This is a genomic window from Streptomyces cupreus, assembly GCF_014257025.1.
GTDB lineage: Bacteria > Actinomycetota > Actinomycetes > Streptomycetales > Streptomycetaceae > Streptomyces > Streptomyces cupreus.
Window position 1 is genome coordinate 223224 of the sequence record NZ_JACMSF010000008.1, and the last position, 10064, is coordinate 233287.

A 10064-nucleotide genomic window follows, 5' to 3' on the forward strand; every position below is an offset into this window, starting at 1 on the left:
CGCTCAACTCTCCGTCTTCTGTTCCGTTGCCGACGCCGGACGGACCGGCCGCAGCGCGGCCACCAGCGTCGTGTCGTCCCCCGAGTACTGCGAGGCCTGCCGCAGCCACTCGGGCAGCACGGCCTTCACCCCCGCCGCGCCCTCCCGCGCCAGCCGGCCGTCCAGGCCCTCGACGAACTCCCGGTACCCGTCCGCCGCGGCGAAGCTCTTCGACAGACCGTCCGTCGACAGCACCACCAGACGAGGCCCGCGCGCCTCGTCGAACAGCGGTGCCCAGTGCGTGCGCACCGCACGCCAGGCCTGGGCGCCGCACAGCGACTCCGTCTCGTCGCCCAGGTCCTCCTCGGCGGGGGCCAGCGGCCGGCGCAGCTGACCGTCGTGCTCGACCACCGCGAGATCGCCGTCGCCGATCTGCCATGCCACGAACAGCCACGGCGTCAGCACGGCGCCGATCAGGGTGGTGCCGTACAGCAGCAGCTTGTCGCCCGGCTCCGGCTCGGCCGCGCCGTCGTCGGCGACCGGGCGGTGCCGGTCCCAGTGACCGAGCGCCGCCGACCGCCACTCCTGCACCAGGGCGCGCGGGAAGTCGTCGCGGGCGTATGTCATCAGCCGGGCGAGCCGCCCCGGCTCGTGGCCGTCGCGGGCCGCCCGCCCGAAGGAGCGGGCGAGCCCCAGGAACCGGTCCACGGCGAACCGGGCGCCCAGCTCGCTGCGGGCGTGCACCGCCGAGCCGTGCCCGTCGGCCACCGCCAGCACCAGCGGCTCGTCCCCGGAACCGGTCCCCTCACAGGCCCACCAGTCCTGGTTGCACCGCTTGCCGACGCCCTGGACGCTGTCGCCGAGTGTGTCCCAGCGCCGCACCCCGAGCGTCACCACACGTCGTCGTCATCGTCGTCGTCCAGGACCGGCGGCGCGTACGGCTGCTTCGCCAACGGGTCGGCCGAGGCCGCCACCGGCTGCGAGGCCGCCTTCACGGCCGCCGTGGACGCCCAGCGGATCGCCGCCGCGAGCTGCTTGGGACTGTTGGCGTCCAGCGGCTGGAGCTCGGGATTGCCGAGGAACTCCTGAAGGACCCCACGGTCGGCATCGGCCCCGATCGCGATGGACACCCGCACCGCCTTACGGCCCCACGGCGTCGCGTCGATCGCCTTCAGACCGGCCTTCCAGTCATCGGTGGGCACCCCGTCCGACACCAGCGCCAGCACCGGCTTCAGCGCCCGCTGCGGCATCGGCGGGCTCTGGAGCTCCCGCGAGACCAGGGTCAGCGCCTCGCCGAGGTTGGTCATGCCGTCCACCTGGACGTCCTGCCAGGTGAAGTCGTCGACCGGCACCGGGACTTGGTGGTGCCACTGCGCGGTGGTGGAGAACGTGACGGTGCGCAGCAGGAGTTGGGCGGCCGGGTTGTCGTGCGCCACCGACCGCATCTCCGGGATCGCTTCTCTGATCGCGTAGTTGAGCTGGCCGATCTTCTCGCCCTGCATCGAGTACGAGCAGTCGAGCAGCCAGATGAAGTGGACCGGCCGGTTGGCCATGGCCCCGCCGGGAATGTCGCTCACTCCGTTTCCTTTCCTGTAGTCGTGGCAGTCAGGCCAGCAGCCACTGCGCCAGCCCGACCAGTGCGAGCACCGTCAGCACGACGGAGGCGACGAACACGCCTGCCATGGCCCGCCGCCAGCGCCCGAGGGACGGTGTCACCCGTGTCATGCCGGGGTCCTCTCGCGGTCGCCGTTCCCGCGCAGCCGGATCCTGCGTTCCTTGGATCCTGCGGGTCCCGGTCCCACCAGCGCGCCGGTGCGCAGCCCCGAGGCGGCGAGCAGCCACAGCACCGGCTCGGCCGCCCGGCGCTGCTCGCTCTCCAGCGGACCGGTGCCGGTGGCGGCACGGGCGCTCACCGCCCAGTAGCGGGCCGCCCGGAAGTCGTGGCCGAGAGCCCGGACCAGCGGGCCGAGACCGATCTGCTCCAGCCAGCCGTCGATCTCCGCGCCCGGTACGGCGAGGGTCGTCAGCTGGTCGAGGATGTCCCGCTTGGTGACGACGGTGGCCACGGACAGCCGCCCCCGCCGCCCGGTCAGCGCCGCCAGCTCGCCCGTCAGCCGCTGGTAGGTGTCCCACGGTCCCTGCGGCGAGGGCCGCGCCGCCTTGGCCCGCGCGAGATCGTCCGCGCCGAGCTTTCCGCGGACCTTGGCGTCGGCCAGGACGTCGGCGACGAGCACGACGCCGTCCGCGTGCTGGAGGTAGTGCTGGGTCCGCACCCGGTCGGCCTCGCTGACCGACTCGCCCATCGGGTCGTAGAGATAGAGCAGTCGGCGCCGGCGTCCGCGGGTCACCGTCAGCATCAGGGCGCGCGGCTGGCCGCCGGTGGTGGCGCGGGCCCAACCGGACTGCCGAAGCTCCTGGTTGAGGTCGTTCGCGGTGGTCCGGTCGTCGGCCGAGGCGTACTCGACGGTGAGCTCGCCGCGCCGCGCGAAGGCGTGCAGCCCCTCCACCACGGCCGCCATCAGCATCGTCTTGCCGGAGGAGGTGCCGCCGACCAGCGGCGCGTGGACGACTCGGGTGGTGCCGGTGATCTCGGGCAACCGCCGGTCGCAGTGCGGGCATTGCGTCGTCAGCTGCCCCCGCTTGGCTAACCGGGTCGTCGGCAGCCGGCGCCCGCAGCCGCACCGGTGCCACAGGACGCCGTACCGGCCGGGCCGCAGCGAGCCGTGTCCCGCGTCGCAGCCGGGGCAGCGGTGCACGGCGAGCGGTACGGGCCGATAGCAGCCCGGGTAGGGGCACTTGACGCGCACACCCCGGGCCAGCGCCCATGTCCGCTCCGCGCCCCACAGCACCGGCGCGGCCGTCGCGCAGCCCAGCCAGATCAGGGCCAGCAGCAGCGCGAACACCGCGAGGAACGTGCCGAGCAGCAGCGTGGCCAGGGCGGCACCCACGAGCGCGCCCGCCGCCGTGCCCGGGGCCACGAACACGATCAGCAGTACCGCGGTGGCGGGCGAGTCGGTGCGCGGGCCGGAGGGCAGGCGCCCGCGGAACAGGTTCTTGCCGATCCGCTCCAGCCAGGGGTCGGCCAGCGCGGTCCACACGACCCGCATGCCGTAGCCCGCGGCGGTCACGCCGTCGACCCACATCTGCCGCCACCAGTAGCCGAGATGGGCGGGTTCATCGCTCCCCACGGCGGGGACCCGCTGGTCGGGACGGCCCGTCTGCCACGGCCCGAGCCCCTGCCAGACACCGCGCACCCCGACCCCGAGGAACTCCCACATCACCCGGCCCAGGCCCACGCCGACGGCGACAAGACCGCACCACAGGAAGTAGAACCACACCACCGTCGAGGCGCTCATCGGCGGCCTCTCCGGTACGGCGGCTCCACGTCCCCGGGCCACGGGGCGGCGGACTCACCGCGTCGTCCCCGCCCGGACAGGCGCCCCGCGAGGCGGCCGAGTGTGCCGGGACGGTTCCAGGAGCAGAAGGCGTCGAGCTTGCCGCGGCCGGCGCGGCCGAGCGTTGCCTCCACCTCGTTGACGTCCTCGGCGGGCAGCGCCTTCACGATCGGCCGCAGCACCTTGGTGAGCAGGGCCGAACTGGTCTCGTCCCAGGCGGGATGCGTGCCCGGGAAGGCGCTCCAGGCACAGAAGCAGACGGCGACGTACGACGGCACGACCCGCAGCCGGTCGCCCACGGAGGAGGACCGCGCGACGCGTTCGTAGGCGGCCAGCAGCCGCGGCTCGCCGGACCGGGCCAGGGCGTACAGCTCGCTCTCCGGTACCGAGTCCTCCATCAGCCGCCGGGCGAGCGCGTGGAAGGCCCGGTCCGTCACCGTGTCCGGCACCGGCTCGGCGGCGCCGTCCCGAAGCGACAGCACCCGCTGGACCCATTCCTCGCCCTCACCCGCGGTGCCGAGCAGCCCCGCGTACTCCAGCAGAAGCAGCGCCGCCCGCTGCCCGGACCGCAGCTCGGTGGTGAAGCAGCGCAGCAGGTCCGCGGCGAGGACGGGGATGTCGCGGTCGTCGGCCGGTGCCGCGAGGGCGGCGTCGATCAGCACGTCCCGGGTACCGGCCGCCCGGTGCAGATCAGAGCCGAGCTCGTTCAGCAGCAGACTCGCCTCCTGCCCCGTCGGCAGGTCTCCCTCGGGCCACACCAGCCGCAGCGCGGTCCGCAGTACGGCCGTGTCGGCGTGCGGGGACACCCCGGCGGTGCGCAGCACGCCGTGGAACCGGCCGAGCCGATCGCCCCCGGGCTCCGCGAGCACGCACATCCGCAGCTGCGGGAAGCCGGTCTGCAGGGCGACGGGGAGCCCCGACCCGGCCAACGCCCGTGCGACGCCCGGTGGATCGACCGCGGCCAGCGCGTCCAGCGCTCCGAAGAGCGCGATGCGCAGCGCCGGATGCTCGCGCACGGCATCGAGCACCGCCGGAGTCCTGAGGCGGGGCGCGGGCGCGTCGACGGTCTCCGCGGCCCGCCGAGCCGGGTGCCCGACGGGGTGCTCCTCCCGTACGACCGACCGCTCGTCCGGTGTTACGCCCACCAGGGCGCACGCGAGCCGGCCGGCGAGCTCGGGGAGCAGATCCTGGCAGTCGACGTCGAGCAGATCCGCGACCCGCAGCAGGGCGAGCGGACGTCCGTCGGCGGGCTGTCCGGGGTCCGCGATGCCGGAGCGCAGGGCGGGCGCGAGATCGCGGGCCAGGTCGGCGTGGGCCTGCGGGGTCAGGGAGCCGGGGCGCAGGGCGGGGACCGGGCCGCCGCTGAGCAGGGCGGTCGACAGCACCCGCGCGGCGAGCGGCGCGGACACCGCGGTCGGCACCTGTCCGTCAAGACGCTCCAACAGGGCGGCGAGTGCGGCCGGTTCGTCCTCGTCCTCCCCGCCCCGGCACAACCCGGCGATCAGCGCGCTCAGCGTCGCCGTGGGCAGCACCTGCTCGGCGGCCCATCGAGCCGCGGTCGCCCGCGCGTCCGACCGCAGCGCGACGCCCTCCGCCAGCGCCGCCACCGCGAGCGGCCCCAGAGCGTCCTCCGAGTGACGGAACAGATCGGGCAGGCCCGCGGTCCAGATCCGGGCGCACACCTCCGCCCAGGTGTCGGTGACCGGCTCCGACGGCGGTCGCCCGGTGCAGTCGTGCACCCGGTACCGGTGATCGTGAGCAATCCGCTCCGACGACGGCAGCGCCCCCACGATCTGCTGACGGGCCTGCTGCGGACGGCGTGTGTACGTCGTGAACGTCAGCTGGTGTGCCTGTTCGCGCGGCAGCACCACGCAGGCGAGCGCGATCCACTGGGCCACGTCCGCGCTGTCCTGCTCCACGAGCACGATCTGACCGGCGCCCGGATCCTCGGCGATCGCCCGCAGATCCGCGAAGAACGGCGCGAGCCAGGGGGCCCGGGATGCCGCGAAGGCGACCAGGCCGTCCCGGCGCAGCAGTCCCGACGGCTCCAACCGGTCGACGGGTTCGGGACGTCCGCCCGGGGGAGTGGTGTCGGACCAACGGGGCGACTCCCAGGCCGTGATGGGCAGCGCACCATCCGGCAGCCGGGCCCCGGGTGGCACATGCAGTGCGTGGGCGTGGAAGTTGCCCCACCGCCCGGTGTAGTCGGCACCGGTGTAGACCGATCGGCTCAACAGCCGCCCGCCGTCGGAGAGTTCACTGAAGCTGAACGCCTTCGGGAAGCCCCTCAGCTCCTCCGCGTCCGGTCGCGCCGGAAAATCGCGCGGCGGCTCGTAGCCGATGAGCTGCTCCGCCTCCCGCAGCAGCCCCTGCGGCACCCCCGCGCTGACCGCGGTGAACCGGAAGCCCGAACCGTCCGGGCCAGGCGGCGCGGACGTGTAGTGCAGCTGGGCCAGCGTCACTTGCCCCGCTCCTTCCCCGTCGTACGGTGCACCGGCAGCAGTCCGCGCCGGGCCAGCAGCCACAGCAGCGGATCCTCCACCCGTATCGGCTGCGGACCCGACTTGGGTGCGTCCGCGGGTGCCTCGGCGGGCGGCGGAGCGCCCAGCGCGGACAGCCCGAACAGCGACAACTCTGCGAAGTCCAGCTCAAGTTGCCGTATCAGCGCGCCCGAGTCCCAGTCCGTGAGCAGGGAGCGGATCTCCTCGTGCACCGCGAGCCGGTCGTCCTCGTCGAAGGTGCCGTCCGGGTGCGGGGCGTTGCGCAGGACCGGGGAGTGCGGGTCGAGCAGCGGCCTGAGCATGTCCGTCTTGGTGACGGCCACCGCGATCGGCGTGGCCACCCGGCCCCGGGAGCCGCCCTTGCCGTGGGCGCGCAGTTGGCGGGCGAGGTCGGCGGCGATCTGCTGCGGCGGGGTCTCCACCACGGGCAGCGGAGGGCCGTCGTGGACGGGCAACCGGTCGCGCACGGACCCGAGTTGGAGCGGGTCCACCAGCAGGACGATGCCGTCGGCGGCGCTGAGATAGCGGGTGTAGCGGTCCATCGCCTCGGCGCCCGCGAGATCCTCGCCCGCCGCGTCGAAGAAGACCAGCGCGGTGTGCCGGGTGCCCGAGCCCAGGCGGCTGCGCCGGGGCAGGCTGAGCCGGTACAGCAGCGGGTCGTTGAAGCCGAGGGCGGCCGGTCTGGTGGCGTCCGGCAGCCGCAGCCGCTCGTACAGGTCCTCCGCCATCTCCCGGTCCCGCACCTGGGTGCTCTGCCCCATCGCGGCCAGCGAGGCGTGGTAGGCCTGTCCGACCCGGTGGTTCAACTCGTTGACCAGCACCGAGACATACGTGCTCTTGCCGGAGGCCTTCGCCCCGACCAGGGCGATGATCCGGCTGTCCTGGTCGCAGTAGTCGCTCGGCAGGTCGTTGTGGCAGGACCCGCACACCCGGGTCGTCGTGCCCACCCCGCACCCGGGGCACGGCACGCTGCTGCCCGAGCCGGCGCGCCACCCGGCCTTGCGGGCCGGCGTGAACACGGGCCCGCGCATCCGGGCCCCGGGCGGAACCCCAGGACCCATGAACCCGGCCCACACGTCGTCGCGTTCGGGCCCGCAGGGGCTGCCGCCGCGGACGCCGGTCGGCGTCATCAGACAGCGGTAGGGCAGCTTGGCCGCGGAGGAGCGGGCGAAGCAGTAGGGGCAGATCACGGTCGTCATGGCTCAGCGCACCACCAGGGTCGCGGGGGACGGTTCTTCGAGGCGTACGGCGGCCGCGTGCTCGCCCAGCAGGAAGCCGCGCAGGGTGTACGGGGCCGGGAGCGGCGCGACCGGCAGTTCCTGCTCGACCGTGCCGTGCCGGGTCAGATCGGTACCGGGGATCCGCAGCACGGTCGTTCCGTCGGCGGCGCTGCGCGGCCGGAGTGTCCCGCTGCGGGCGACACACACGAACTCGGGTGGCTCCGGGCCGCCCTCGCCGCCGGGGGAGGAGAGCGTGACCCTCAGCAGCGTACGGCCCTTGCCGAGGAACCGCCGCCGGTCGCACACGAGTTGATAGCCGATGGAGGTGTCAGGCGGCAGCACGGCCTCGGCACCGGGCGCCGTCACGACCACCGCGTCCGGCACATGCGGCACGGCCGTGGCACGGATGCGCACCTCACGCGGACCCACGGGGAGCCGCAGCCCGCCGCGCCGGTAGGCGTGCGCGGTGACGGTCCGCTCACCTTCGCCGTCGGGTCCTTCCCAGCGGACCATGAGGTGGTTCGTGCCGTCGGGCCAGTCCAGGAGGACGGAGACCTCCCCGCCGGGCAGGCGCTGGGCGGTCAGCCCGGTCACCGGCCGGAGCATCTCGACGTCCACCACGGGCCCGGCCAGCGCCCGTTCGCCCAGTACGGCGACGGCGGCGACCCGGGAGTGCCCGACGGGCGGGGCATCGGTGGCGGGCGGCAGGTCCGCGGTGCGCAACTCCGTGCCGGGCGGCGGTACTCGGCCCGGCCAGACCACCAGGCGGACCTCGGCGTCCTGACCTCCGGTCCAGTCGAACCGTACGGTGTCGCCGTCGGGTGTGGCGGTGAGCGTACGGACGGGCCGGGGCCAGGGGTGGACGGTGTGCGTGGCGCGGACGCCGGGGGAGGGGACGAGGCGTCCGTCCGGAGCGCGGTAGTGGCACACGATACGGAGGGTGTGGGGGCCGACCGGCAACCCGGTCGCGGTGAATCCGTCGGCACGGGTGTCCAGCCGTGGCGCCGAATCGAGCTCGACGGTCACCTCCGCGGCGCCCGGCGGCCGTCGCCAGGACCCCACGATCCGCCCCGGACCGTCGGTCAGCTTCAGACCCGTCACCTCAGGGGCGAACAGCACCCGGTGCGACACCAGCGGGGGCCCGGCCACGCGTCCGTCCTCCAGCGGAAGTGCCGCGTACCGGACCGTGGTGCCGAGGGGTACGGCCGCGTCCTGGGCGGTGGGCACCTCGCGCACCCGGGCCTCGCCCTTCTCCGTGCGGTACAGACACAGCAGCCGCCAGTCGGAGCCGGCGCGGTCCCAGTCCAACTCGACACGGTGCAGGGCGAGTTCGGCGCGCAAGGGCGCCTCGGGTCCGGGCCGGTGGACCCGCACCAGCCCCCGCAGCGCCCGCCTGTCGTCGGCCGCCAGGTCCAGTGCGCGCAGATAGTGCTCGCTCGCGGACTCCGGCGCGCCGCCCTCCTCGGCGCGGCGCCCCGCCGAAAGGGCCGCGTCGACCCTCGCCGACCGGGCGGCCAGCGCCGTCCGTAACCGCTCCAGACCCGGGTCGCCCTGCGGCAACCGCTCCACCAGGCCGCGCACCCGGTGCATGCGCCGCCGCTCCCAGGCATCGGCCACGGACTCGGCCGCGTCCCGCTGCCGCCGGTCGAGCGCGGCCCGCAACTCGGCAGCCGCCACCAGACCGGCCGTCTCGTCGGGATGGACGCCCAACTCCTCGACGGGACAGGACTCCTGGAGCAGACAGATCAGCTGGTACAGCACGACCCGGCGCGGCCCCTGCGGATCACGCCGGCACAGCCCCGCCAACAGCTCCACCACCCGGGCGCTCGGGGAGGCGGTGCGGGCCAGGTCGTCCAGCAATGCCGCGTCCACCCGTCGTCGGCCGCGCGGGCCGGAGGGAACGTACAGGCCGTCGAGGACGCGTAAGCCGCCCGCGGGGGCGAGTGCCTCGCCTATGTGCCGTAACCCTGCCGCGTGTTGGGCGGCGGCCAGGTCGCCGTAACCGACGACCAAGGGGCTCAGCGGCAGCCCGGACAGGGCCCGCGGCAGGCCCAGATGGTGCCCGAACTCCCGACCCGCCACGTGAACTGCTCTCCCCCGCTCGCCTTCGAGGGACCATCCCAGCAGATAGCCGGGACAGGGGAGACGCTTTTACCGAATCCGACCAGGTAGGGGACGCGTCAGGCGCCGACGGCCGTCAACACCGGTACCCGGGCCACGTCGTACCGCTCCAGCAACAGCCGCGCCACCTCCGGCGCCGGGCCGAGGACATCGGCGAGGACGTCCGCCTCGGCGGCGCCCCGCGCGATGCGGTCCGGGAGGAAGCCGGGCGCGAGGACGTACGGCGCGACGGCCACCCGCTCGCAGCCGAGGGCGCGCAGTTCGCGGACCGCGTCCTCGGTGCGGGGCAGGGATGCGGAGGCGAACGCGGGCCGCACGGCGCACCAACCGGTGTGCCGCCACTCCCGCGCGATTTCTGCGATCACCGCGCTCGCCTCCGGGTCGGTGGACCCCGCCGAGGCCAGCACGACCCCGGTCGAGGACTTGTCGGCGGGCGTGAGACCCGCCTCGTACAGCCGCCGCTCCAGCGCCGCGAGCAGCAGCGGGGACGGGCCGAGCACCTCCGCCTGCCGGATGCGCAACTGCGGGGGCGCGTCCCGCAGGACCGCGGGGATGTCCGCCTTCGCGTGGAAGGCACGGGTCAGCAGCAGGGGCAGTGCCACGATGTCGCGCACGCCCTCCGCCGCCAGCGATTCCAGCACGCCCTGCACGGAGGGGACGTTGAAGTCCAGGAAGCCGGTCTCCACGCGCAGTCCGGGCCGCGACGAGCGCACGCGCCGTACGAGGGCGTGCACGGTCGCGGCGTGCCGCGGGTCGCGGCTGCCGTGGGCGATGACGAGAAGGACCGGCCGGTGGCGCATGGGACTCAGCTCCTCGCCAGCAGACCGCGGCTGCGCAGCACCCAGCGC

Annotated in this window: 7 protein-coding genes; all 7 read right to left on the bottom strand. The window is 74.5% G+C overall.

What is annotated here, in order from left to right:
* Window positions 1-3: 3 nt before the first annotated feature.
* Complete coding sequence (locus H4N64_RS10780; protein WP_186281993.1) at window positions 4-876, bottom strand: protein phosphatase 2C domain-containing protein; 873 nt, start codon at window positions 874-876, stop codon at window positions 4-6.
* Entirely contained in the window at window positions 870-1532 is a 663-nt protein-coding gene (locus H4N64_RS10785; RefSeq protein WP_186282010.1) for a vWA domain-containing protein, read from the bottom strand. Before H4N64_RS10785 ends, H4N64_RS10780 begins: the two co-directional genes overlap by 7 nt.
* A 168-nt stretch (window positions 1533-1700) precedes the next feature.
* A complete protein-coding gene (locus tag H4N64_RS10790; protein ID WP_186281994.1) occupies window positions 1701-3335 on the bottom strand; it encodes a TRAFAC clade GTPase domain-containing protein in 1635 nt (544 codons plus the stop codon).
* Window positions 3332-5836 (bottom strand): GTPase-associated protein 1-related protein, encoded by a 2505-nt coding sequence (locus tag H4N64_RS10795; RefSeq protein WP_186281995.1) that lies wholly within the window; start codon window positions 5834-5836, stop codon window positions 3332-3334. The genes H4N64_RS10790 and H4N64_RS10795 overlap by 4 nt, the downstream gene beginning before the upstream one ends.
* Window positions 5833-7074 carry a TRAFAC clade GTPase domain-containing protein gene (locus tag H4N64_RS10800; RefSeq protein ID WP_186281996.1) on the bottom strand — a complete coding sequence of 414 codons (1242 nt, stop codon included), beginning with the start codon at window positions 7072-7074 and terminating at the stop codon, window positions 5833-5835. The genes H4N64_RS10795 and H4N64_RS10800 overlap by 4 nt, the downstream gene beginning before the upstream one ends.
* Before the next feature lie 3 nt (window positions 7075-7077).
* Window positions 7078-9177 carry a hypothetical protein gene (locus H4N64_RS10805; RefSeq protein ID WP_186281997.1) on the bottom strand — a complete coding sequence of 700 codons (2100 nt, stop codon included), beginning with the start codon at window positions 9175-9177 and terminating at the stop codon, window positions 7078-7080.
* A gap of 98 nt (window positions 9178-9275) precedes the next feature.
* A complete protein-coding gene (locus H4N64_RS10810; RefSeq protein WP_186281998.1) occupies window positions 9276-10016 on the bottom strand; it encodes a sirohydrochlorin chelatase in 741 nt (246 codons plus the stop codon).
* Window positions 10017-10064 lie beyond the last annotated feature (48 nt).